Raw genomic sequence first — 24,035 nt, forward strand, 5'->3', positions numbered from 1 at the left:
TTCGTTACGCTGTGTTAGAGTCTAGCGATGGAGCGCGAGGGAAGCGCGACGAAAGGAGTCGTTGGAGGCCGTCTCGGGCGGAACCGGCGCTCAGTAGGCGGTTTTCTGGAAAACCAACGTCATGGCCGTGCGCGCCATGATGTAGAAATCGAGCAGCACCGACCAGTTCTCGATGTAGTAGAGGTCGTGCTCGAGGCGCTTGAGCAGCTTTTCCTCGGTATCGGTCTCGCCGCGCCAGCCATGGACTTGCGCCCAACCGGTCATGCCCGGCTTCACCTTGTGGCGCGCGGCATAGTGGTCGACGACATCCGAGAAGAGCCGCTCGCCGGCTTTGGTCGATGGCGCATGGGGGCGCGGGCCGACCAGCGACATCTCTCCGGCCAAGACATTGAAGAGCTGCGGCAGCTCGTCGATGCTGGTCCGCCGCAGGATGCGGCCGACGCGGGTGATGCGGTCATCGTCCTTGCGTGCCTGGGTGATGCCGTCAACTTCGCATTGATCGGTGCGCATCGAGCGGAATTTCCAGATGCGGAAGCGCTGGTTGTTGAAGCCCTCGCGGTCCTGACGGAAGAAGATAGGACCCGGGCTGTCGAGCTTGATAGCGAGCGCGACGACCAGCAGCAGCGGCGAAAGCAGGACCAGCGCCAGCGCGCCGACGATCATGTCCTCGATCTTCTTGATGATCTGGTCGAAGCCCGAGATCGGGCGTTCGAACAGGGTCATCACCGGCAGATCGCCGAGCAGCACGACCGGGCGCTGCGAGAAAGCAAATGTCGCGAGATCGGGCGCGAGGCGGATGCGCACCGGCGTGATCGCGAGTTCGGCGACCACTTCCTGCAGGCGCTTTTCCGCCGACCAGGGAAGCGCGACGATCACCTGGTCCACCAATCCCTTGCGGATATGGCCGATCAGGTCGGTCAGGTTGCCGTAGAGGGGCAAGTGCACGTCTCGCTCGGGCAGGCGCTCGGGCAGGCGGTCGTCGAAGAAGCCGACCAGGTCGATAGTCAGCTTCTCGTTGCCGAGAATGTATTTGGCGAGGCGGTCGCCCTGCGAGCCCGCGCCGAAGATGGCGACGCGGTGATTGAACACCCCGCGCCGCTTCAGCCGCTGCATCCAGGCCGTTCCGCCGGCACGGAGCGCGAGCAGCACACCGCCACCGACCGCAAACCAGGCGATCGCCCAGCCGCGCGAGAAATCGTTGGAAACCTTGAGGAGGAAGCCCAGCGTCATCATGAACATGCCGGTCGACAGCCAGGCCGTCATCACGCGCGCCCAGCCGGTGCGGACCGAGAAGCGCGTGTCGATGTCGTAGCAGCCGGTCACCTCCGCCAGCGCCGCGTAGAACAAGGCGGCGATCAGCGCGGCGTTGCTGTAGGAGCTTTCCTTGCCGGCCGGGATGAAGTCGAGCGATATCGCGGCCGAGATCCAGGCGGTGACCGCGACGCTGATCATCTCGGCGCCGCGCAGGAACAAGGTGCCGAGATCGAGCAGGACAGGCGAGCGGCCGGCCGTGGACGGAGCAGTGCCGCCCGCCTGCGCCGGAGCCGTGCCGATCACCTTTTCCTGCAGCATCGTTTCCTTGCTCGTTCCCGAAGCCGCCTCGGTCCGGTCGGGTTTCGTCGCGACCGCCATCAGACCTGGGCGGCTCCCGTGAGCAGCCGGGCCTGTTCGGTCGTGATCAGCGCTGGGCGCACTGCAGGCGGCACCGCTTTCAGCAGGTCCGCCGCGAAGCGCGCGTTCAGCTCGAAACCTGCGCGATCGTCGAGCTCCGTGTTCGAGATGCGGACCAGCACGCCGTCGGGAATGATCCCCGCCAAGGCCGTGCGGAATTTCATCTGCCGCTGTTCGCTGTTGTTGGTCGGCAGGAACTCGCCCAGCCGCGTCCAATAAGTGATCCGTTCCTCACGTCCGGGTGTCGCGGCGACCAGGTTCCGCGCGCGCACGACTGCGCCGCCGCTCATCGCGAGCGCGGTCGGCTGGTTCTTGGTAATCGTGAAACCAAAAGCCGGATAGCAGACCTCTGGCCGGTGCAGCTGGAGCGTGTCGCTCTGGGTGTTGCCATAGGCGATCAGCAGCATGACCGTGCTGTTGCCCGGCCCCGAATACATGCGCCCCACCGACTGGTTGTAGAGGCGGGCGGCAAGGCTGTCCTCGCTCTGCGGCGTGACGATGCCTTCCGCGTCGCGCTCGTGCCAGACGCCGAACGTCTTAGGGATCACGTCCTCGAGCTTTTCCTTGCCGAGCAGCGCCACACGCTTGTGCGGGCGAAGCACCTCGGCTCCGGCAGCGGCGGCAAAGCAGGCGCCGCCGATCAGCAGGTCGCGACGGTTGATCATGCGTGCGACCTCGTCAGCATCCGCCGCACCGGCGACATCACGCCGTCGACCAGGAAAATACCGAGCAGCGCAGTGGCGAACATCACCAGCCCGGCGGTCGAGTGCAGGAAGCCCTGCGCGGCGGCGTTGCCGAAATGGTAGGTGATCAGCACCAAAATCATCACGCGCACCAGATTGGCGAGCAGCGCGACCGGCACGATCCACAGCATCAGGAACAGCGCATAACGCCAGGACGCGTTGTGGAGGATGTAGATGTAGAACAGGCTGATCGCGGTCAGGCTGATCAGCGAGTTCAGTCCCGCGCAGGCATCCTCGACCAGCAGCTCATATTGCGCGACGTAGATCGTGACGCCCTGCCGCACGATCGGATAGCCAAGATGCCCGAGGATCCAGGTCGCGGTGGAGGAGACATATTCCTTCATCGGCGCGGTCATCGTCGTGATGACCCAGCCGGGCAGCGGCACCACGAAGCCGAGATAAAGGATCGGGAACCACATGCGCCGCACGGCCTCTGCGCCGAACGAGCCGTAGAAGACCGCGACGCACACGCCCAGGAATGCGGCCGCCTGGAAGATCAGGAAATCGAACGCCCGGCCGAAAATGTACAAGAGCAGCGACGGGATCAGCACGGCCAGCACGATTCCGATCCGTCCCGGCCGCTGAATGCTGAGCAATTCCTTCCAGCGCCGCGCGAACAGCCAGATGCCGGTCGCCAGCACGATCGGGCCGTGCACGCCCGATTCGCCGGTCCACGAGCCAGTCGCCACCGCATAAAGCGTGGGGAGCGCCAGAACGGCCAGGCCAAGCAGCAGCGGCCAGCGCCGAGCCAGCAACTCGGACCCCGGTGCCTTGGCCCGGATCGGGCGCGTGGCCATGTCCATCAAAAGTCGTTCAGGATCGAGCCGACGACGACCGAGCGGTCGGCGCGCAGCTGCTTCGACAGCACCTTCACGTCTTCGACATAGGATTTGTGCTTGCGCGACACGATCAGGCTGAAGCCCGCCATCGTCGCGACCCGCAGACCGTCCGAGCAGATCTTGGCCGGTGCCGTGTCGAAGATCGTCAGATCATATTCGCGCAGCAACTGGTCGACCAGACCGCGGAAGCGCGGCCCCGACAGCAGCTCCTGCGGATTGTCCGGCGTTTCACCGCCGCCGATCACCGCCAGATTGGGCATCAGATCCGTGTCGACGATCTCGGCCATCGGGACGGAGTCGTCGGCAAGGTAATTGGACAGGCCGGCCATCGACAGCGGCAAGCCGCAGAGGTCCGCGATCATCGGGTCGCGCAGGTTGGCGTCGACGAGCGCGGTGCGAATGCCCGCCTGCGCCATCGCCACGGCGAGGTTCAGCGCGACATAGGTGCAGCCGGATTCGGCGGACGCACCGCACACGGCGAGCGAGCGCCGTCCTTCGCGCAAATGCTGGGCGGTCAAGCGCGTGCGAAGCGCGCGGATCGCTTCCGCCTCGACCGAGTGGGGTGCGTTGATCATCACCGATTCGATCGGCGGCGTTCCGACCGCCGCCAGATCGTATCGTTGTTCGGTGCGGACGGGGGCCGCCTCCTGCTCCATTTCCTGGAGCGCGCTCTTCATGCTCATCGTTAATCAGGCCTCCGCCACGGCGTCGCTGGAAGCGGCGCCTCTACGATCGATCAGTCTCAGCAGCCGCGACGACGCGCTGTTTTCCGGACGGGGCTGCCCCACGGTCGCCAGCACCGGCGCACCGGTTGCATATTCCAGGTCGTCCTCGCTGCGGACGCGCCGGGCGAACAGCTCGACGAACAGCGCCAGCACCACGCCCAGGCCCAGGCCGAACGCCGCCGCCATGCCCACGATCAGCGGCTTGTTGGGCCATACGGGGCTGTCGGGCAGGTTGGTGCTGCCCATCGGCTCGAGATTGCTGTCGCCGGCCCGCGCGATCGCCTTCATCTGCTCGGACATCGAGGCAAGCTTGGTATATTGATCCCGCTTCACCGCGATGTCGTTCTGCATCTGGTTCAGCTTGTCGATCTTGTCGCCCTGCGCCAGCACGCGCGCCTTCTGCGCCTCGTAGGCGGCCTCGACCTGACCGCGGGTGGTGCCGCCGACCATCGATGGGCCGCTGCTCGATTGTCTTTCAGCAACCGAAAGTTGGCGTTCCAGCGCCTGCAGCGTCGGATGGTTCGGGCCGAGCGTCAGCTTCGCCTGCGCGATCTGCTGTTTCAGCATTTCCGCTTGGGCATTGACCTGGGCGCCGGCGACCATCTGCGGCGCCGTCGGCATCGCGGAAACGCCGCTCATCGCACTCAGCTTCGCGCTTTCGGCGTCCGTCAGGCCATTGAGAACAATTCCGTTCGCCTTGGCATATGCCGTCTTCTGCTCTTCCGCGGACGTGATTTCGGTAAGGATCCGCTTCGCCTGCTCGTCATAGGCGACGGCGCTGCGCTGCGCCGTATTGACGCGCTGGTCGCGGTTCAATTTCAGGAACGCCTCGCGGACCGCCTGCGCGATCGCCTGGGTGTTCGCCGGATCGGTGCCGCGATAGACGATCTCGATGATGCTGCTGCCCTCGGCGAACTTCGCCTGGGTATTGTCGGCGATCTGCTGGGCCAGCCAGTCGCGGATATCGCCGCCCGGACGGCCCGCGGCCTCGAACGCCGCCTGGTTGTTGGGATCGGTCGCCCAGCCGAGACTGTCGACGACCAGGCCGGCCGTCTGGACGTCGGTGATCAGCTTCAACTGGGTCGCGATATAGGCGCCCATCATCTGCGGCGAGATCTGGCCCACCAATGCGTCGGGCTTGGTGATGTCGATCAGCACGCGATTGTGCGATTCATAGCGCTTCGGCAGAAGCTGCACCGTCACCAGCGCGGCCAGGAAGCACGCGATCAGGGTCGCGAAGATGATCGACTTGCGCGCCGCCAGGATGCGCAGGAACTGAATGAGGCTCATGTCGCGCTTTCCTTAAAAGAGCCGCTCGCCGATGAAGAAGACGTCGCCCGCCTTGACCTTCATGTCGAGATTGACCTTTTGCTCCTGACCGTCGCGGAACAGCTTGATCCGCTTGATCGAACCCGACGGACCGACGCCGCCGCTCTTCGCGATCACGTTGCGCACGGTCATGTCGCCGCGCAGCGGGAACGCGCCCGGCTGGTTGATCTGGCCGTAAATGTAATAAAGATCGGCTTCCGGAACGTAGATCTTGTCGCCCGGACGAACCATCGGATCGTCGTTGGGGCCGCCGGAAGCGAGCTTTTCGAACGGGTAGTTGTGCTGCTCGCCATTGGCGCGCGTGAGCGTCACGAAATCAGCGCCGTCGGCGCGCATGCCGCCCGCACGGGCGATGATCTCGGACAGGCGATAGTCGCGGTCGACCGGCTGCAGACCGGCCTGGTTCACCGCGCCGAGCAAGACGACATAGCGGCTGGCAAAGCCGGACACTTCGACGTTGACGACGGGCTTCGCATAATAGCCGCCCGCGCGCAGCTTCTCGGCGATCTTGGGCGCGAGCGTCAGCGCCGTTTCACCCTCGATCTTCTGCTCGCCGATGAAGGGCAGCTGGATCGTGCCGTTGGCCTTGACGCGGGCCCGGGTGGTGAATTCCTGCTGGCCGAGCACCGAGATTTCGACGACGTCGTCGGGCCCAAGCACATAGCCGGCCTCGAGATCCTTCTGTGCCTTGGTTTCACCCGCAGGAGGACGGGCAGGCTGCACCGGCGCTCGACCCTGGGCCTGGGCCTGGATTTGCGCCTGCATCTGAGGAGGCAGTCCGGTCGGCGCGGGCGCGCGCACCTGCGCGCTTGCGGCCGCCGCGAAAAACAGAAGCAAGCCAATCGAACGCTTCAAAATCGTCATCTCACCTCATCCCCCTCAGCGGCCCAGCGACAGGCTGACGCCCAGGCTCGCCGTGGTGTTACTATAGCGGAAGCGCGCATCGTTTGCGCCCCGATGTTGTTGGCTAACTAAACCGTTAAGCCTTATCCGTCGATTAAGATCGTAGACGAAGCCCCCGTAGAAGCGCGTGAACTTGTCGTTGGTAATCGGGTTGGCGGCGGTTGCGGTCTGCCGGAAATCGCGCGTCTGCTGCGATGCGCCGAAGTTGAGCGCGATGCGCGGATTGAGGCGATACGTGCCGTTCAGGGCATAGACCTCGGTGATCGAAAAGCTCGCAAAGGTCGTATTCGACAATTCGGCGGAGCGCGACGCGAGCAGGTCGAGGCTCATCCGGTTCGTCGGAATGACGTTGATCTGGGCGGAATAGGAACTGCCGCGGAATTTCTTGGACGCCTGCGCTTTAGGGTCCACCCAGCTGTAGCCGAGCGAGAGGACGCCCGAGATGCGCGAGCCGATATTGCGCTCAAACCGTCCGCCGGCCGAGTAGCTCTTGACGCCATCGTGCGGAAGCCCGGTGAGTTGAACAGGCAGGCCCAGAATGTCGCGGTTCAGATATTCGCCGGTGCTGTAGCTGCCGTAGATCGACAGCCGGCCCAGGGTCGGGCGTTGATAGCCGATGCTGCCGTCAAACGAGTCCTGATTGGAGTCGTTGAACTTGAAGGCGCTCTTGCTGTTGCGCGTTTCGGAGTGGCGATAGCCAAGCCCCGGCGAAATGCCGAAGCCGCTGCCGCAATCCGCGCGTGCGCCGATCGACTTGAACTCTTCCGTGTTGTTGAGCCGGAGGACACTCCCATCGACCGGGTCTACGACGTCGCCGGCATTGGATCGGGTCCGCAGATAGGTGCCGTCGATCGTGGTCGTGCAGAAATTGGTGACCTGAAGATTGGCGCCGACGTCCATGTTGATTCGCGCGCGGTTCAGCTCGGAATTCTTCGTGAAGAAATCATAGCCGATCCCACCGCGGGCAAACACCGATTGCCGTCCGAGCGGTAAAAGGATGTCGAGCTGCAGCGACGGCGTGATCGAGATGTCGTCCTTGGACCGGCCGCCGACCAGCCGTGTCGGCGCAAGCTGGTCGCTCACGCCATAGACGTTACTGTCATAGTTGACGTCGACGTCGGCGCGAATGCCGATGTGGCGCTCCGGCGCGCCGCGGTTTGGGCGGCCGGGCGAGCCGACGACCGGCGGCCGCGGCGACGTGGTTTGCGCGATTGCAGCTTCTCCGCACCCGATGAGGAGAAGCGCCAGCCAGGCCCTTTTATCCACCCTTTATCCCTTTTCACCCAACGCCGCCGGACGTTCGCCGGATTTTAAAGAATCGGCATTGGTCCGGGCTATATCTGGCCCGCCTCCGCTGCAATCTCGTTAACCCAACGCACGAACGCATTATTGGTGCCTGTGACGGTTCGGCGACACTCCACGTGCCTTATTTCTTCATTTATAACATCTAAACCTCGCGTCGGGCATGTGTCTTGACGGCAACACTCCGCGAGGAGCGCTCGCTGGCGCTTTGTTTTGTGGGCCATTCGATGTTAGCGCAGCGGCTTGTTCATATGAGAAAGTGGCATGCAGACCATCTATGACTGGGTGACGGTTGCGATCTTCGCAGGACTGATCGTTGTTTTTCTGCAGCGCTCGGTCGGGGACACGGAACCGCAGGACTCGATTCTCAGTTACCTTCCGCCGGCGATTGGCTGTGCGGTCTCCAACTGGTTTGGCAATCAAGGCGTGGAAAACGGCAGCGTGGCCTATCAGGCGCTTGCTGCGTTGGGGATCGCAGCGGTGCTTGCTTACACCTACTTTGTCATCAAGCCGTTTCAGCGGCGCAGTTAAGGGCGGAGCGGATCTGCCGTTCGTATAAGGTCAGGTGAGGTGATCGTGGCGTTTTGGAACAGGATTTTGAGCTGGTTTCGCAAGGACCGTACTGCCGCGGAGCAAGGACGGCCCGACCGTGCCGAGCTTCTGGAGCGGCGCCGGGCCCGGCAGGCCGCGCTTGATGCGGCGCGTCAGGCGGAGGAGACATCCGCGCCCGCCGCATCCGGACTCCCCGGTTTCCGCACGTCCGCAGTGGACCGCGGCGCCGCACGCGGCGAGACGTCGCGGCTCGCTCGCGCCCGGATGACGCTGCGCGACGTCTTCACCCCTGCGCAGCCCGTCACCGAGCGCAGCAAGTTCGCCGGCCGGCTGGGCGTGCTCGCGCGGCTCATCGAAATCCTGGAAGAACAGCGCAGCCACGTCGTCATCTATGGCGAGCGCGGCATCGGCAAGACCTCGCTGGTCCACATCCTCGCCGACATCGCCCGCGAATCGCGCTATGTCGTGGTGTACGCCTCGTGCGGCGCCTTTTCGAGCTTCGAGGACATTTTCCGTGCGGTGTTGCGGGACGTTCCGCAGCTTTATCTGCGCGACATCGACCCGACGGCGCTTGGCGAAAACCAGGGCTCGCTTGCCGATCGGTTGCCGGAGAATTTCGATGCGCGCCAGTTGGGCGAATTGCTCGCGCAGGTGACCGGCACGCGCGTGATCCTGATCCTCGACGAATATGACCGCGCCGAAAGCGACCAGTTCCGCCAGAGTGTTGCCGAGCTGATCAAGAACCTGTCGGACCGGGCCGCGCGCGTGCAGCTCGTGCTCGCCGGCGTGGCGTCGAACCTTCAGCAACTGATCGGCTACATCCCCTCGATCCGCCGCAACATCATCGGCCTGCCGATGCCGCGCCTGTCGAGCGAGGAAGTGCGGGCGCTCATCCGCATCGGCGAAAAGAGCGCCGGCGTTACTTTCGAAGAGGATGCGGTGCAGGCGATCGAAGGCCTGTCGAACGGCTCGCCCTATCTGGTGCGCCTCGTCAGCCACCATGCGTCGATGATCGCGCTGGATGCCGAACGTCTCGACATTCGGCTGGAAGACGTCTGGGGCGCGCTCGACAAGGTCGTCGATGAATCCGCCAGCCGCCTCGATCCGCGCCTCCTTGCCGCGGTCGAGCCTTTCCTCGATAGCGGGCGGCGCAAGCTGATCGGCGCGGCCGCGCGCGCTGCGAGCACGCCGGACGGCTGGTTCGCGCCCGAAGACGCGGTGGCGCTGGACGATCATGCGTCCGCCGAACGGATGGCGAAGGAGCTCAACGAGCTCACCATCGCCGGCGTGATCGAGCGCGCGACCGATGGAGACGCGACGCGCTATCGTTTCCGCGAAGAGCCGTTGCCGACCTATCTCTGGATGCGAATCGCGCGCGACGAGAATGATGTGCGTAGCCGGCGCACGGCCGTAGGCGCCTGAGGGTCTTTCCGGGCGCGAACTACCGCGCCCACTCGGCCAGTCGCTTTTTGAGGTGGTCGATCAACGCGGCCGGCTCGGTCGTCGCCATGACCGGCGGCTTCGATCGGGCGCGTTCGATGGCCGCGCCCAATGGCTCTCCGTCAAGCACCACTTCGACCAAGCCCCGGGCTGCGAAAGCGGTGCTGATCTCTTCCTGATGGTCATCGTAATGCTCGCCGAGCGAAAACAGCCGCGGCATGACGATCGTGCGGCATCCGGCGCGCAGCGCAGTGATCAGCGACCCGGTGCCCCCGTGGCACACGACGAATGCCGCGCGCTGCAAGATGTCCTGCACCTGATCGAAACCGATGGAGCGATGCACCTCGACTCCGTCGGGAATATCGGACGGCAAGTCCACGTCGCCCACTTGCAGGATCACGCGTTCGGGCAGCGCGCCGCTCGCCTTCAGCTTCAGCACGGCTTCGACCAGCCTCGGGAACCCCAGGGTCGCGCCGACCGTCGCGAACAGCAGCGGCTCCTTGGGTGGCGGCGTTCCTTCGAGCAGCCGAAAGGGGTCGAAAAGCGTGACATCGGGCCACCGATCCTTCAGCGCCTTCGACTGGACGATCGTTTCGGTAGCGAACGGCTTCAGGCCGGTGGCGAACTTTGAAGGCGCATCGAACCGTGCGAACGAATCGATCAGCACGACCTTCGCGCCCGTCGCCCGCGCCGACAGCGCCGTCCAGTACATCGCCCCGGCGCCGGTGGTGATCACAACATCGGGTCGTTCCTGCCGCACCAGCGCCAGCGACTGGGCGAAGTTGCGTGCCGTCCCTTTCAGCATATCGATGCTGCGGCCGAGACGCGCCTGGCCCAGCGCGAAATGGTCGACGAAACGTACCGGATGCTTTTCGGCCAGGCTGCGGCCGAGCGCCGTATCTTCGGTGACGAAGAAATAATCCTGATCCCGCCATGCCGGTTCGAGGTCCAGAAGCTGGCGGACATGGCCGCCGCCGGATGCAGCCAGACAGAGTTTCAGGGCCTTACGGGTCACGCGTTACTTCCTCGATATGGTTAGCAGCTGGTCTTAACGTTGTTTTGGGTTCCGCGCGCTCAATTGCCTGCTAAGAGCAAACGCGCAAAATTGAACCGTGCCGGGCCGGCATGGTGTGGGGAGTGATCTATGCGGAAAATCGTTACGACGGCCTTGATGGTCGGAACGGCGTTGCTCGTGGCAGGCTGCGGCAAGAAGGGCGAAGGCGACCTCGAAAAAGGCCAGGTCGTCGCAACCGTCGACGGCAAGGACATTACCGTCCACGAACTCAATGCCGAACTGCAGGGCCAGCAAGTGCCGGCGAATCTGAGTCCCGAGCAGCGCAAGCAGCTTGAGCAGGGCGCGCTGCAGCAGGTCGTCAACCGCCGTATTCTCGCCGACATCGCGCGCGAGCGCGGGCTCGACAAGACGCCGATGTATCTGCTCCAGGAGCGCCGGGCCGAGGAGCAGATCCTTGTCCAGATGCTGCAGCGTCAGATGAGCGCCGCGGTGAAGCAGCCGAGCGCGGCCGACGTCAGCACTTTCATCGCTCAGAACCCGGACCTGTTTGCCGAGCGCAAGATCTTCACGGTCGACCAGATCCAGTTCGAAATGCCGCGCGACCCGCAAATCCTGCGCAAATATCAGCCGCTGAAGACGATGGACGAAGTCGAGGCGATGCTGAAGCAGGACGGCCTGCAGTTCCGGCGCGCGCCGTCGAAGCTGGATGTCGCCACGGCCAATCCGGACCTCGTTCAGCAGGTCCTGAAGATGCCGAAGGACGAGATCTTCCTGATCCCGGCCGGCCGCGTGATGGTGGCGAACCACATCACCGACACCCAGGTCCAGCCGCTCACCGGCCCGCAGGCGGAGCAATTCGCCACCGGCCTGATCCAGCAGCGCAAGTTCCAGGAACTGATCAAGCGCGATCTGGAGCCGAAGGTGAAGAAGGCCGAAGGCGAAGTGAAATATCAGGCCGGCTTCGGGCCGCCCAAGCCGGCAGCAGCGCCGGTCGCCGCGAAGTAAGAATCCGAGCCGCCGTTTCCCGAGAAACGGCGGCTCAGTTTCCGCTCTGCGCCGCGCCGGCGTATGGGGTGTGATCCCAGAGCTTCCACCACAAAAGCTTGCCGAGTCCGCCGCTCGCGCGCACCGTTTCCGCTTGCCATTGCGGCCGCCCCGCAAGTCGGAGAGCTGCCGCCCGTGCGCCGTGCAGGCCGACCTGCGTAGCGCCTACGCCCATCCATAAGGCAGCCTTCGTCCAGCCCCCGAAGCCGCCGCCGCCGCGCATCATGATGATCCGCTGCTGGCCCTGCCGGTATTTGCGGCTTCGGACATAAGCCAGGGTCGAGCGATCGGGCGGAATCTGTTCCTCCACGATCGCCGCCGGGTTCCAGTGAATGGGAATGCCCCGCTCGACAAGCGAGCGCACGAGCCAGACGTCCTCGCCGCCAGTGCCGTTCAGATCCGTCGTGAAGGGGGCGGAGCCAGTGAAGCAGGCGGCCTTGTCGAACAGCGAATTGCCGGTGCCGACGTGAATCCATTTGTCCGAGATGTCGGCATCCGGGGGCCGCGTCAGGTCGCGCGTATAGAGATCGTCCAGAAAGTCGCGGAGACCGGGCTCGACCGGCGCCAGATAACGCGGCAGGACCATCCCGAAACTCGCTGCAATCCCGCGCTCCGCGTGACGCAGCAGGGCATCGACCCAGGCCGGCTGCGCGAGTTCGTCGTCGTCGATGAACGCCAGATAGCGCCCGCGGGAGTCCGCCACTGCCCGGTTGCGCGCCTGGACGACGCCGGGGCTGGGTTCATGCACGTAACGCAAGTCCGCATCGGACCGGCTATCGCACAACGACCGGGCGCTTCCGTCGGGGTCATTGTCGACAACCAGAACCTCGACTCCTTCGCGGAGTTGAGGGAGCACCGTGTCCAGACACTCGGCGAGCATCTCGGCGCGCCGGAAGGTCGGAATGGCGATCGTCAGCAACACTAGATTTTTCCGGAATCGACCGCGTCGATGAATCCCTGGATATCCGGGCTCTGCATCAGGCCGGCCGCGCGGCGCAGCCGATCGTCCGGCCAGTCCCACCAGCGAATCTGCAGCAGCCGCTCCACAATCTCCGGCGAAAAGCGCTGGCGCAGCGCGCGCGCCGGGTTGCCGACGACAATCGTATAGGGCGGCACGTCGCGGGCGACGACGGCGCCCGCGCCGATCACCGCGCCGTCGCCGACAGTCACGCCCGACATGATGATTGCTGCGCGGCCGATCCACACGTCATTGCCGATCACGACATCGCCGCGGCTGTTCGGTTGTTCGGGATGATAATGCTCGCGCCACATCGCACCGAACGGAAAAGTGGTGACCCATTCCGGGTGATGGTTGCCGCCCAGAAAAATGCCGACGTCCGCAGCGATCGAGCAGAAGGCGCCGATCTTCAGCGTTGCATCGTGCGGATAGCTGAAAATACGGGGCTTGCCGTAGGTGCCGCGACCGATTTGGTATTCGGGGAAAATGAATGCTGTGTAGTTCAGCGGGGGCTCGATGCCCCGCAAATTGGCCAGCTTTGCCCGAAACGTTCTGATCAAACCCTGCACTGTATATCCTTTTGCCGCAGGCCTTTACGGACGAACAGGCCACCGGCGCCCCGCCTCGATCGATCCGCTCGATAAACCGTGGCAAGCAAAAGTAAAATCATCGCAATTGGCCGCGACGGCCGAACGCCAGGGCGCGCGCCGCCGGATCCGAGATTCTTTCGACGACCGCACGTGGGGGTGGCAAGCCGAGCGAGCCGGCAAGCACCGCATAGGCAGGCTCCACGCCGCCCTTCAGCAGCACCTGCGCGGCCTTCGCGACTCCCCATGCCGCCGCCACGGGCAATCGGGCGGGAAAGTGCCGCCGGACGAAGCGCACGCGGTTGCGCTGGTTGAAATAAAAGGAAAATGCGCCGGGCAGGCGCGAATGCGTGCCCGAGCCGATCGCGGTGCCGCCGCGATGATAGATGTCGGCGTCAGGCACCAGCTCGATCGGGATGCCGCGGCGGCGGAAAGCCCAGTCGACTTCCTCGTAATAGAGGAAATAATCCTCGGGCATCAGGCCGATCCGGTCGACGAACGCGCGCGGCACGACGATGTTGGCGCCGGTCACATAGTCGAGCGTCGCGGGGTCGGGCAGCGGCGTCGTCGCGGCGGGTGCGGCGGCATGCATCGAATGGCAGGTTCCGGTCCAGCGGCTGACGCGTCCGCCATCGGTCTGGATCAGCTCCGGCGTCTCGAAATAACGGCAGCGGCTGCTAAGCATCGCGGGCGGGCCGCTTTCCAGGCGTTCGAGGAAGCGGCCGGGAGTGGCTTCCGGCACCACGCTGTCGGGGTTCAGCACCCATTAGCCGATCACGTCGTCATGCGCCTGCAGGAAGCGGATGCCGGCATTCACGCCATAGGCATAGCCGCCATTCACGTCCGACAGCAGCAAAGTCAGCGGCGCGAGCTCGCCGGTGCGGTGGCCGCCGACCCGCGATGTGCTCGCCTCGACGGACGCCTTGCTAGCCCAAGCGACGATCGCTTCGCGCGTCTCGTCTGTCGACTGGTTGTCGACCACGACCACGCGCAGCGAGGCCGCCGCGTGTGCGCGGAACAGGCTGTCCAGGCATTCCAGGATCACGTCGGCCGAGTTGAAGGCAACAATGACCACGCCAAGTTTTACGCTCACCGATTCCCCGCTTTTGCTGGTTTGGAACCATATCCCTGGTTCAACGCTGATAAATGTTGCGCGTTGTTGAATAGCCTCTAGGTTTCGCCGCCACAAATGCGCGTGTTTCAGCCGCGTAGATAGGGGATCGTAAGGCATGTTATTCGGGCGCACCAAGCCACTCGACGCCGTTCTCGCCACCGCCGAAAAGAAAGGTCTGCACCGCACGCTGGGCGCGTTCCAGTTGACCATGCTCGGCATCGGCGCGGTGATCGGCACCGGTATCTTCGTTCTGACCTCGGAAGCGGCGCAAAAGGCCGGTCCCGGCATGTTGCTGAGCTTCGTGGTCGCGGGCTTCGTCTGCGCGGTGGCGGCGCTCTGCTACTCCGAACTGGCGTCGATGGTGCCGGTCTCCGGCTCCGCCTACACCTATACCTACACCGTCGTCGGCGAGCTGCTCGCCTGGATGGTCGGCTGGGCGCTGATCCTCGAATATGCGGTCGGCGCGAGCGCCGTCGCTGTCGGCTGGTCGAACCACGCGGTGGGATTGCTGAACGGCCTTGGGCTGCATTTCCCATCCGCGCTCGGCAACGCCGATGCGCTCAACGCCAAGGTTCTCCTCGCATTCGGCGCGGCGCCAAGCCCCGATCTCACCACCGCCCTGCAGGTTGGCGGCTGGATCAATATCCCGGCCGTTCTGATCGTCGGCGTCGTCACCTGGTTGCTGGTGATCGGCACCACCGAGAGCGCGCGCGTCAATGCGGTTCTCGTGCTGATCAAGATCGCGGCGCTGACCGCGTTCATCGCGCTGACGATCCCGGTGATGAACGCCGAGAATTTCACGCCGTTCACGCCCACCGGCGGAGCCGGCGTGTTCGGCGCGGCCGCATCGATCTTCTTCGCCTATGTCGGTTTCGACGCGGTCTCGACCGCGGCGGAAGAGACCAAGAACCCGCAACGCAACGTGCCGATCGGCCTGATCGGCTCGCTCTTCATCTGCACGCTCTTCTACCTGCTCGTCGCCTCGGGTGCGATCGGCGCGATCGGCGCGCAACCGGTGACCGGCGCGGACGGCACGGTGCTGGCGCCAGGCTCGGCAGAGATCGCCGGCCGCTGCGCCGCGATCGTTGCGAGCGGCACGATCGAGCCGCTCGTCTGCTCGAAGGAAGCGCTGGTTCACGTCCTGCAGGTCATCAACTGGCCGGTGATCGGCCGCCTGGTCGGCCTCGCCGCAGTGCTGGCGCTGCCGTCGGTCGTGCTGATGATGATGTTCGGCCAGACCCGCGTGTTCTTCACCATGGCGCGCGACGGGCTGCTGCCGGAGCGGCTATCGGCGGTGCATCCGAAGTTCCGCACACCGCACGTCGTGACGGTCGTGACGGGCATCGGCGCGGCCATCGCCGCCGCGTTTCTGCCCGTCGGCAAGCTTGCGGACTATTCGAACTCGGGCACGCTGTTCGCGTTCCTGATGGTTGCCGTGTCGGTGATGGTGCTGCGCCGTACCGACCCGAACCGGCCGCGCCCATTCCGGACACCCGGCGTGTACATCATCGCGCCGCTGTCGATCCTCGGCTGCCTCGGTCTCTATTTCTCGCTGCCGCTGACCGCGATCCTGGTCCTGCCGGGCTGGGGCCTGGTCGGGCTGCTGATCTATTTCGGCTATAGCCGCAGCCGCAGCCATGTCGGCCGCGGCATCATCGATGTGCCCGAGATGGATAGCGACGCTCCGCCGGTGCCGGTCCCGCCCATGCCGGGCGCGCCGACACCCGGCATCCGCCAAGCCTGACAAAAAAGCGGCCCCGGAGCGAAACTCCGGGGCCGCTTCGTATTTCAGGTGGGCGGATGATCAGGCCAGCCGCTTTTCGACCAGCGCCTTGATGTCGGCCTGCGGGCGCGGGCCGACATGGGAAATGCACTCGGCCGCGCAGATCGCGCCCATCCGCAGGCTGGTCTCCAGATCGCGGCCCTGCGCTTGACCGGCGAGGAAGCCGGCCGCGAACAAGTCGCCGGCGCCGGTGGTATCGACCACCCGCGCAACCGGTTCGGCGGGCACCCGCGCATGCTCGTCACCCGAATGCGCTTCGGCGCCATTGGGACCGTGAGTGCAGACCAGGGTCGGCACGCGTGCCGCCAGCGCCTTCACCGCTGCCTCGACATCCTCGGTCTGCATCATCGCGCGGACTTCGTTGTCGTTGGCGAAGAGAATATCGATCTCGCCCGCGTCGATCAGCGCGAAGAATGCGTCGCGATGCCCTTCGACGACGAAAATGTCCGAGAGCGTCAGCGCCACTTTGCGCCCGGCCGCCCGCGCCATCTCGATCGAGCGCTTCATCGCATCGCGCGACTGCTCCGCGTTCCACAGATAACCTTCAAGATACAGAATGCCGCCCGCCTTGATCGTTTCGGGATCGAGCGCACTTTCCGGCAAGTTCTGCGCGGCGCCGAGAAAAGTGTTCATCGTGCGCTGGCCGTCGGGCGTGATGAGGACGAGGCAGCGCCCGGTCGGCTCGCCGCCGCTCGCCGGCGCGGTTCCGAAATGCACGCCGAGCGACTTGATGTCGTGCGCGAAGACCTGGCCGAGCTGGTCGTCGGCGATCTGGCCGATGAAGGCGCAGGGCTGCCCCAGGGCGGCGAGGCCGGCGATGGTGTTCGCCGCCGATCCGCCCGACACTTCCTGGCCCGGTCCCATGCGCGAATAGAGCGCGTCGGCCTCGGCCGAATCGAAGATCAACTGCATCGACCCCTTGGTCATGCCTTCGGCAGCGATGAATTCGTCGGTCGACTGCGAAAGGATATCGACAATGGCATTGCCGATCGCGACGACGTCATAGGTAGCAACGGTCACGCAAATCTCCGAGTAGGGAACCGCGCGCCCATAGTCTGGATTGCTGGTGGGTCAAACTCTTGCGCGGGATCGCCGGGCGTGGTGGATCGGATAAATGCGCAAGGCTCTTGTGATCGGATCGACTCTGTTGGGCGCTGGCTGCGCGACTGCCCCGCCCCCCGCCGTGCCGGTTGCGCCGCCGATCATATCAACCTCGGGTCTGGAGCGCGTGCTCGGACATGACGCGCATGACCTTGTCGCGTTGTTCGGCGAGCCGGAGCTGGACGTGCGCGAGGATCAGGCGCGGAAACTGCAGTTCGTCGGGCCGATCTGCGTGCTCGACGCCTATCTTTATTCGAAGAACGGACGCGAACCGGTCGTGACCTATCTCGATGCGCGCCAGCCCGACGGCCGCGACATCGACCGCGCGAGCTGCGTCGCCGCATTGATCGCCAACAAGAAGCGCTAGTCAGTCTGCGCTCGTGTGCCGCTTCAGCTCGTCGCCGACGATGCGGGCGACGTGGAGCACGTTGGTGGAACCGGGCGTTCCGAACGGCACGCCGGCCATAATGATCACGCGGTCGCCTGCCTTGGCGATGTTGTGGCGGAGCGCCATGCGTTTCGACTTGGCGATCATTTCCTCAAACGAGGCGACATCCTTCGTGCGCACGGCGTGGACGCCCCAAAGCAGGCCCAGCCGTCTCGCGGTCTCCAGCTTCGGGGTCAGCACCAGCAACGGCACGGACGGACGCTCGCGGGCGACCCGCCGGGCCGTCGAGCCGGACGAAGTGAAACAGATGATCGCGGCGGCCGACACCGTCTTTGCGATCGCGCCCGCGGCTTCGGCCAGCGCGTCGGCAGTCGTGGGATCGGGGCGGGTTTCGGTGAAATGGACGCGGGCGGCATAGCCGGGATCGCGTTCGACCGCATTGGCGATCGAGTTCATCATCGCGACCGATTCCTCGGGCCAGTCGCCCGCCGCGCTCTCGGCCGACAGCATCACCGCATCGGCGCCGTCATAGATTGCGGTCGCCACGTCGGAAACTTCGGCGCGCGTGGGCGTCGGCGACTTGATCATCGATTCGAGCATCTGGGTCGCGACCACCACCGGCCGTCCCATCCGCCGCGCGCATTCGACGATCCGTTTCTGCATCGGCGGCACGTCCTGCGGCGGCAGCTCGACGCCCAGATCGCCGCGCGCGACCATGACGGCATCCGCGATCTCGAGAATCGATTCCAGCCGCTCCAGCGCCGCCGGCTTCTCGATCTTGGCGAGGAGCGCGGCGCGCCCCTGGATCAGCCGCCGCGCCTCGGCCACGTCCTCCGGCCGCTGCACGAAACTCAGCGCGACCCAGTCGATGTCATGATCCAGCGCGAAAGCGAGATCGGACCGATCCTTCTCGGTCAAGGCCGCGAGCGGCACGACCACGTCAGGGACGTTCAGCCCCTTGTTGTTCGAAAGCACGCCGCCGACCTCGACCTTGGTCTCGATCCGGTCATGTCCGGCCTTCAGCACCCGCAGCACCAGCTTGCCGTCGTCGAGCAGCAGCCGCGACCCGTCCTCCAGCGCGACGAACAGCTCGCGGTGCGGCAGACAAACGCGCTTGGCGTCGCCCGGCGTGGGGTCGCGATCGAGCACGAAATCCTGCCCCGTCTTCAGCATTGCCATGCCGTCGGCGAAAGTGCCGACGCGGAGCTTGGGGCCCTGGAGATCGACGAGGATCGTCGTCGGACGGCCGAGGCTTTTTTCCAGCGCGCGGATCGTCTCGATCGTCTTGGCGTGATCGGCCTGTGCGCCGTGGCTCATATTGACGCGGAAGGCGTCGGCGCCGGCCCGGAACAGCCTTTCGACCATTTCGGGGCTGCGGCTGGCGGGCCCCAGCGTCGCCAGGATGCGGACCTTGCGGGACCTGGGTTCGACGAACTGCGCCATAGCCTCTCTTCCGGTTGGACAGCGGCGTCCTACCCGCTATCGCCCGGCGATCAACCCGCGGGGACGATGTGATGGTCGAATATAGCGATGCCGCGGCGGCGGCCGCCTTTCGCCGGCTGGTCCGGCACCTGCAGGCGCGCACCGATGCGCAGAACGCGGACCTGATGGGGCTGGCGGGCTTCTGCCGCAATTGCCTCGGCGACTGGCTGGCCGAGGCGAGCGAGGGGGCGCTGAGCAAGGAACAGGGCCGCGAGGCGGTCTATGGCATGCCCTATGCCGAATGGAAGGCGAAGCACCAGGGCTCCGCCACGCCGGAACAGCTCGCGCGCATGGACGAAAGCGTGGCGCGGAACCGGGCGTTGGGATTGTAGCTTCCCTCAACTCCGTTCGGCCTGAGCTTGTCGAAGGCCTCCCTTCTTCTTACGGGCTTTACGGAACGAGAAAGGGAGGGCTTCGACAGGCTCAGCCCGAACGGAGAAGGGGGATAAAGTCTTGAGATTATTTGCTGTTGCCGCACTCGCCGCTAGCTTCCTGGGCAGCGCAGCCTTCGCACAGGCGCCGGCCCAGCCCGCACTGAAGGTCACCTACATCCAGGCCGGTGCGCTGCTCGCGGTTCCTGGAGAAGCGCCGCGCGGAGCGACCACGATCATCGTGCGCGGCAACAAGATCGCGGAGCTGCGCGACGGCTTCGTCGCTCCCGAAGCCGGTGCCTCGCTTGTCGACCTTCGCAATCAATTCGTGCTGCCCGGCCTGATCGACATGCACGTCCATTTCTATTCGAGCGGCTATCCGCTGCAGGCGCGGCTGACCTTTGCGAACAAGGACAAGGCGGACCAGTTCGTCGACGCCGAGCTGAATGCCCGCAAGACGCTGGACGCCGGCTTCACCACGGTGCGCGATCTGGGCGGCGACCCGCGCGGCATCCGGGCGCTCCGCGATGCGATCGCGCGCGGCGACGTCGAGGGGCCGACCATCGTCAACGCGGGCGAGATGATCTCGGTCACGGCCGGCCATGGCGATGCGAACGGTCTGCGCGAGGATTTCGCGCATGCCGAACGCGCCGACACGACGGCGATCTGCAACGGCGCCGACGATTGCCGCCGCGCGACCCGCGACCAGATCTTCATGGGCGCCGAAGTCATCAAATTCGCGGCCTCGGGCGGCGTCGGATCGAACATCGCCGGCGGCCTCGAAGCGCAGATGACCTATGACGAGATGAAGGCGATCGTCGACACCGCGCACGCCTTCGGCCGCAAGGCGACCGCGCATGCGCATGGCAAGTCAGGCATCGACACCGCGCTCCGCGCCGGCGTCGATTCGATCGAGCATGGCTCGTACATCGACGACGAGACGGTGGCTCTGTTCAGGAAGACCGGCGCTTATCTGGTCCCCACGCGCCTAGCCTTCGAGAATGTGATCCGCCAAGGGCGGGCCGGCGAGCGCCCCCGCGCCTCTGTCGAAAAGGCGGAGCAGGTGGCGCTGGTGGTCAGCGAAAGCCATAAGCGCGCCGTCAAGGGCGGGGTGAAGATCGCCTTCGGCACCGATTCGGGTGTGGGACCGCACGGCATCAACGCGCAGGAATTCGCGCTGATGACTCAGGTAGGAATGACTCCGGCAGCGGCGATCCGCGCCGCGACCGTCGATGCGGCGACCTTGCTCGGCCGCGCCGACCGGCTCGGCAGCATCGCGCCCGGCAAGGACGCCGACATCATCGCCGTTTCCGCCAGTCCGCTCGAGGATGTGCGCCGGCTGGAGCATGTCGGTTTCGTCATGCACCAGGGCGTCGTCCACAAGATTGGCGACAAGCGCCTGCCTTTCCCGGCCGAATAGCATTGAGGGGCGCGCGCGTCTGTCCTAGACGCGCGCCTTCATCTGAGCCGGGGAAATGATTCATGAGTGACAATGTCGCCGCCGAGCAACTGCGCCTTTTCATCGAGCGCATCGAGCGGCTGGAAGAAGAAAAGAAGGGCATCGCCGACGACGTGAAGGACGTCTATGCCGAGGCCAAGGCCAATGGCTATGACGCCAAGACGATGCGTGCGATCGTCCGCCTGCGCCGGATGGAAAAGAACGCCCGGCAGGAAGCGGAAGCGTTGCTCGACACCTACAAAGCCGCGCTGGGGCTCGACTGACGGGGGAAGACATGAAGGTTTACGGCTCGACCGCATCGCCTTTCGTTCAGCGCGTGCTGATGGCCGCGCGGATCAAGGGGCATGAGCTGCCGGTCGAGCCGCCGCCGGGCGGTATGCAGTCCGACGAATTCCTGGCGATCAGCCCGATGGCGCGCATTCCGGTCCTCAATGACGATGGCTGGACGCTCCCGGAATCGGCCGCGATCGTTGCCTATCTGGAGGACGTGCTCGACGGGCCTTCGCTGCTCTCGGGCACGCCCAAGGAGCGGGCGCATGCCCGGCTGATCGAGACGCTCGCCAGCCATGAGCTTGCCGGGCTGCGCCCGCTCATGGTGTGCAAGGTCTTCCGCATGCGCGACGAGCCGGTGCTGGTCGAAGAAGCGATTACCACGGTCGGCGTCGGCCTCGCCGCGATCGAGAAGGCCCGGGATGCGAGTCATGTCTGGGCGGCCGGCGATCAGCCGAGCGTCGCCGACTGCCTCCTTGTGCCGCTGTTCACGCTGATGGAGATCATCGACCCGATGGCGGGCACGCTGGCACTGATCGCAGAGCAACCCGGTCTCGCCGCCTATCGCGACCGCGCGTTCGCCACCGATATCGGCGGCCGCTCGCATCGCGAGATGAAAGAAGCCTTCGCCGCCATCATGGCACGCCGCCAACAGGCGCAGTGACCCTCAACCAAAGGACGTAAACGGCGATGGCCGGCCATTCCAAATTCAAGAACATCATGCACCGCAAGGGTGCGCAGGATAAGAAGCGCTCCGCCGCCTTCTCCAAGCTCAGCCGCGAAATCACCGTGGCCGCGAAGATGGGCACGCCCGATCCGGACATGAACCCGCGCCTGCGCGCCGCCGTCAACGCGGCCAAGGCGGCGTCGATGCCCAAGGACAATATCCAGCGCTCGATCGACAAGGCGAGCCGGGGCGATGCCGAGAATTACGAGGAAGTCCGCTACGAGGCGTTCGGCCCCGGCGGCACCTCGCTGATCGTGGAAGCCCTGACCGACAACCGCAACCGCACCGCGACCAACGTCCGCACTGCCGTCACCAAGAATGGCGGCAACATGGCGACGGTCTCGCACGGCTTCGACCGGCTGGGGCTGATCACCTATCCGGCGAGCGCGGGAGACCCGGAAAAGGTGTTCGAGGCGGCGCTGGAAGCCGGCGCCGAGGACGTGGAATCGGACGAGGACGAGCACCGCATCTGGACCGCGATCGACGCGCTCCACAGTGTCGCGCGTGCTCTCGAAGCGACGCTGGGCGAGGCGGAAGGCGCGAAGCTCGCCTGGCGCCCGCACATGCAGGTCGCGGTCGCCGAGGACGATGCGAAGCTCCTCCTCCGGATGATCGACACGCTGGACGACGACGACGACGTCCAGACCGTCTGGGGCAATTACGATGTGCCCGACGAGGTGATGGAGAAGATCGCTTGATTCCTCCCCTCCCGCTTGCGGGAGGGGTCGGGGGTGGGACGGTCCTGCCCTCTGCGATCTTTGAAGGCCCAGTCCCACCCCTAACCCCTCCCGCAAGCGGGAGGGGAATGTGATCATCCTCGGCCTCGATCCCGGGCTCGGCACGACCGGCTGGGGCGTGGTCCGGGCGGAGGGCAACCGCCTGGCGCATGTTGCGAACGGGCGGATTTCGACCGACGCGAAGCTGGATCTCGGCGCGCGGCTGGTCGCGCTGGATGCCGCCTTGGCGTCACTTCTGGCGGAACACGCGCCTCAGGCTGCGGCGGTCGAGGAAGTGTTCGTCAACAAGAACCCGCAATCGACGCTGAAGCTGGGGCAGGCGCGGGGCGTGGTGCTGCTCGGCGCGGCGAAGGCCGGGCTGATCGTCGGCGAATATGCGCCGACGCTCGTCAAGAAAGCCGTGGTCGGCACGGGCGGCGCGGAGAAAGCGCAGGTCCACGCCATGGTGTCGCGACTGCTGCCCGGCGTGCAGATCGCGGGACCGGACGCGGCGGACGCCTTGGCCGTCGCGATCTGCCACGCACATCATTTGAGTACGGCGCGCCGCATCGCCTGATCGCGCCGCGCATTGGCGATCGCCGCCGCGGTGCCGCAGCCGGCGCAAGCGGTCGGTACCTCACCTTCCTCCAGCGTGCGTAGCAGCGACGGCGCGTCGCCCGCTTCATCCTTCATGAAGCAGCAGGCCGTAGTGCGGCCGTCTGCGCTCAGATAGCTGCCCTTGACCAGCCAGGGGCAGTTGTCGCGGCGGGGGTCGAAGCCGTCGAACAGCGCGTGGTAGAAGAAAGCGTCGGGGCGCGGTACCGGGGCCAGTTGCGCCAACGCCTGACGATTGCCGAGGAAGCGGCGGACGTCCGCGTCGTCCATCAGCTCCGCCTGCATCGCGGCATCATAGTGGCGGCTATAGACCGGCATCGGCTGGAGCCGCTGCGCGACGATGCCGCCGTCGAGACTGAGTTTTCGATACAGATCGACAATGCCTTGCAAGGCATCCTGCGTGCTGCGGAGCACGGTGACTGCAAGCCCGACTGCGGGTTCCACCAGCCCGCGTTCCCGCCTGCGCTGCACCAGCCGCGCGAGGCCCTCGCGTACCTTGTCGAACTTGCCCCTGCGGATCTCGGCGAAGCGCGTGGGGTCCGCGCTTTCCATCGACACGTGGATCGAATGGATGCCGAAATCGAGCAGCCGCTCGACGCGCTCGGCGCTCAGCAGACTGCCGTTGGTGATGAGGGAAACGCGGATGCCGCGCCCTCGGCATGCGGCGAGCATGTCGAAGAAGCGCGGGTGCAGCAGGGGCTCCCCCTCGCCTTGCAGCTCGACGTGGCGCAGCGCCGGATGCGCGGCCAGAAAGGCGCGAAAGACGTTCCAGTCGAGGTCGCGCTGCGCCATCGCCCGGCCGGCGCAAAATCCGCAGGTGAAGTTGCACCGCGTGGTCGGCTCGATCTGGGCGAAAGTGACGGTCACGCCTTGCCTATAGCCCATTCTCCCCTACGGTCGC

The 24,035-nt window shown here is 65.4% G+C and carries 26 protein-coding genes; 11 read left to right on the forward strand and 15 right to left on the reverse strand.

Annotated elements, in window-relative coordinates; all coding sequences use genetic code 11:
* Positions 1-90: 90 nt before the first annotated feature.
* From ACFSCW_RS00680 to ACFSCW_RS00710, 7 genes are read right to left on the reverse strand one after another with little or no spacing between them, the layout of a single operon-like run.
* A complete protein-coding gene (locus tag ACFSCW_RS00680) occupies positions 91-1,632 on the reverse strand; it encodes an undecaprenyl-phosphate glucose phosphotransferase (protein ID WP_380885865.1) in 1,542 nt (513 codons plus the stop codon).
* Positions 1,632-2,336 (reverse strand): exosortase-associated protein EpsI, V-type, encoded by a 705-nt coding sequence (epsI, locus tag ACFSCW_RS00685; protein WP_380885867.1) that lies wholly within the window; start codon positions 2,334-2,336, stop codon positions 1,632-1,634. Before epsI ends, ACFSCW_RS00680 begins: the two co-directional genes overlap by 1 nt.
* Complete coding sequence (gene xrtV, locus ACFSCW_RS00690) at positions 2,333-3,211, reverse strand: exosortase V (RefSeq protein ID WP_380885869.1); 879 nt, start codon at positions 3,209-3,211, stop codon at positions 2,333-2,335. The genes epsI and xrtV overlap by 4 nt, the downstream gene beginning before the upstream one ends.
* A gap of 5 nt (positions 3,212-3,216) precedes the next feature.
* Positions 3,217-3,936 (reverse strand): CpsD/CapB family tyrosine-protein kinase, encoded by a 720-nt coding sequence (locus tag ACFSCW_RS00695; RefSeq protein ID WP_380885871.1) that lies wholly within the window; start codon positions 3,934-3,936, stop codon positions 3,217-3,219.
* Between the two features lie 6 nt (positions 3,937-3,942).
* The gene (locus ACFSCW_RS00700) at positions 3,943-5,268 is read right to left on the reverse strand and encodes a GumC family protein (RefSeq protein ID WP_380885873.1); all 1,326 of its coding nucleotides are present in this window, start codon (positions 5,266-5,268) and stop codon (positions 3,943-3,945) included.
* Between the two features lie 12 nt (positions 5,269-5,280).
* The gene (locus ACFSCW_RS00705; protein WP_380885875.1) at positions 5,281-6,144 is read right to left on the reverse strand and encodes a polysaccharide biosynthesis/export family protein; all 864 of its coding nucleotides are present in this window, start codon (positions 6,142-6,144) and stop codon (positions 5,281-5,283) included.
* 42 nt (positions 6,145-6,186) lie between these two features.
* Positions 6,187-7,476: an outer membrane beta-barrel protein gene (locus ACFSCW_RS00710; RefSeq protein WP_380885877.1), complete on the reverse strand. Its 1,290-nt coding sequence runs from the start codon at positions 7,474-7,476 to the stop codon at positions 6,187-6,189.
* Positions 7,477-7,776: 300 nt separating this feature from the next.
* On the opposite strand from ACFSCW_RS00710, the gene ACFSCW_RS00715 reads away from it, so the two are divergent.
* Together ACFSCW_RS00715 and ACFSCW_RS00720 are read left to right on the forward strand one after the other, a co-directional pair.
* Entirely contained in the window at positions 7,777-8,043 is a 267-nt protein-coding gene (locus ACFSCW_RS00715; protein WP_380885878.1) for an XrtV sorting system accessory protein, read from the forward strand.
* Between the two features lie 66 nt (positions 8,044-8,109).
* Positions 8,110-9,486 (forward strand): ATP-binding protein, encoded by a 1,377-nt coding sequence (locus tag ACFSCW_RS00720; RefSeq protein ID WP_380885880.1) that lies wholly within the window; start codon positions 8,110-8,112, stop codon positions 9,484-9,486.
* A 19-nt stretch (positions 9,487-9,505) separates the two neighbouring features.
* On the opposite strand, the gene welK is transcribed toward ACFSCW_RS00720, so the two are convergent.
* A complete protein-coding gene (gene welK, locus ACFSCW_RS00725; protein ID WP_380885882.1) occupies positions 9,506-10,519 on the reverse strand; it encodes a beta-1,4-glucuronosyltransferase WelK in 1,014 nt (337 codons plus the stop codon).
* Positions 10,520-10,648: 129 nt separating this feature from the next.
* Between welK and ACFSCW_RS00730 the strand changes: the two genes are divergently transcribed.
* Positions 10,649-11,524 (forward strand): SurA N-terminal domain-containing protein, encoded by an 876-nt coding sequence (locus tag ACFSCW_RS00730; RefSeq protein ID WP_380885884.1) that lies wholly within the window; start codon positions 10,649-10,651, stop codon positions 11,522-11,524.
* 34 nt (positions 11,525-11,558) lie between these two features.
* Here ACFSCW_RS00730 and ACFSCW_RS00735 read toward each other — a convergent pair whose 3' ends face one another.
* From ACFSCW_RS00735 to ACFSCW_RS00750, 4 genes are all read right to left on the reverse strand, one after another.
* Entirely contained in the window at positions 11,559-12,482 is a 924-nt protein-coding gene (locus ACFSCW_RS00735; protein ID WP_380885886.1) for a glycosyltransferase family 2 protein, read from the reverse strand.
* A gap of 2 nt (positions 12,483-12,484) precedes the next feature.
* The gene (locus ACFSCW_RS00740) at positions 12,485-13,090 is read right to left on the reverse strand and encodes a CatB-related O-acetyltransferase (protein WP_380885888.1); all 606 of its coding nucleotides are present in this window, start codon (positions 13,088-13,090) and stop codon (positions 12,485-12,487) included.
* 97 nt (positions 13,091-13,187) lie between these two features.
* On the reverse strand, positions 13,188-13,871 hold the full coding sequence (locus tag ACFSCW_RS00745) for a glycosyltransferase family 2 protein (RefSeq protein WP_380885890.1): 684 nt from the start codon (positions 13,869-13,871) through the stop codon (positions 13,188-13,190).
* Between the two features lie 3 nt (positions 13,872-13,874).
* Complete coding sequence (locus tag ACFSCW_RS00750) at positions 13,875-14,201, reverse strand: glycosyltransferase family 2 protein (protein WP_380885892.1); 327 nt, start codon at positions 14,199-14,201, stop codon at positions 13,875-13,877.
* Between the two features lie 136 nt (positions 14,202-14,337).
* Between ACFSCW_RS00750 and ACFSCW_RS00755 the strand changes: the two genes are divergently transcribed.
* The gene (locus ACFSCW_RS00755; RefSeq protein WP_380885894.1) at positions 14,338-15,966 is read left to right on the forward strand and encodes an amino acid permease; all 1,629 of its coding nucleotides are present in this window, start codon (positions 14,338-14,340) and stop codon (positions 15,964-15,966) included.
* Positions 15,967-16,026: 60 nt separating this feature from the next.
* Here ACFSCW_RS00755 and ACFSCW_RS00760 read toward each other — a convergent pair whose 3' ends face one another.
* On the reverse strand, positions 16,027-17,025 hold the full coding sequence (locus tag ACFSCW_RS00760) for an adenosine kinase (RefSeq protein ID WP_380885896.1): 999 nt from the start codon (positions 17,023-17,025) through the stop codon (positions 16,027-16,029).
* 94 nt (positions 17,026-17,119) lie between these two features.
* Between ACFSCW_RS00760 and ACFSCW_RS00765 the strand changes: the two genes are divergently transcribed.
* Complete coding sequence (locus ACFSCW_RS00765) at positions 17,120-17,473, forward strand: hypothetical protein (RefSeq protein WP_380885898.1); 354 nt, start codon at positions 17,120-17,122, stop codon at positions 17,471-17,473.
* On the opposite strand, the gene pyk is transcribed toward ACFSCW_RS00765, so the two are convergent.
* Complete coding sequence (gene pyk / locus ACFSCW_RS00770) at positions 17,474-18,937, reverse strand: pyruvate kinase (RefSeq protein WP_380885900.1); 1,464 nt, start codon at positions 18,935-18,937, stop codon at positions 17,474-17,476.
* 71 nt (positions 18,938-19,008) lie between these two features.
* Here pyk and ACFSCW_RS00775 point away from each other — a divergent pair, with 71 nt between their 5' ends.
* From ACFSCW_RS00775 to ruvC, 6 genes are all read left to right on the forward strand, one after another.
* Entirely contained in the window at positions 19,009-19,308 is a 300-nt protein-coding gene (locus tag ACFSCW_RS00775; RefSeq protein WP_380885902.1) for a DUF1244 domain-containing protein, read from the forward strand.
* Between the two features lie 121 nt (positions 19,309-19,429).
* Positions 19,430-20,767, forward strand: coding sequence for a metal-dependent hydrolase family protein (locus ACFSCW_RS00780; RefSeq protein WP_380885904.1), 1,338 nt, complete (start codon positions 19,430-19,432; stop codon positions 20,765-20,767).
* A 62-nt stretch (positions 20,768-20,829) separates the two neighbouring features.
* Entirely contained in the window at positions 20,830-21,069 is a 240-nt protein-coding gene (locus ACFSCW_RS00785) for a DUF2312 domain-containing protein (RefSeq protein WP_380885906.1), read from the forward strand.
* 11 nt (positions 21,070-21,080) lie between these two features.
* Positions 21,081-21,740, forward strand: a complete 660-nt coding sequence (locus ACFSCW_RS00790) for a glutathione S-transferase family protein (protein ID WP_380885908.1) — start codon at positions 21,081-21,083, stop codon at positions 21,738-21,740.
* Positions 21,741-21,766: 26 nt separating this feature from the next.
* A complete protein-coding gene (locus ACFSCW_RS00795; protein WP_380885910.1) occupies positions 21,767-22,501 on the forward strand; it encodes a YebC/PmpR family DNA-binding transcriptional regulator in 735 nt (244 codons plus the stop codon).
* 109 nt (positions 22,502-22,610) lie between these two features.
* The gene (ruvC, locus tag ACFSCW_RS00800; protein WP_380885912.1) at positions 22,611-23,096 is read left to right on the forward strand and encodes a crossover junction endodeoxyribonuclease RuvC; all 486 of its coding nucleotides are present in this window, start codon (positions 22,611-22,613) and stop codon (positions 23,094-23,096) included.
* On the opposite strand, the gene ACFSCW_RS00805 is transcribed toward ruvC, so the two are convergent.
* Positions 23,066-24,019 carry a radical SAM protein gene (locus tag ACFSCW_RS00805; protein WP_380885914.1) on the reverse strand — a complete coding sequence of 318 codons (954 nt, stop codon included), beginning with the start codon at positions 24,017-24,019 and terminating at the stop codon, positions 23,066-23,068. The two genes, ruvC and ACFSCW_RS00805, sit on opposite strands and share 31 nt — an antisense overlap.
* Positions 24,020-24,035 lie beyond the last annotated feature (16 nt).

Origin of the sequence: Sphingomonas tabacisoli (genome assembly GCF_042678385.1) — a bacterium.
Lineage (GTDB): Bacteria > Pseudomonadota > Alphaproteobacteria > Sphingomonadales > Sphingomonadaceae > Sphingomonas_B > Sphingomonas_B tabacisoli.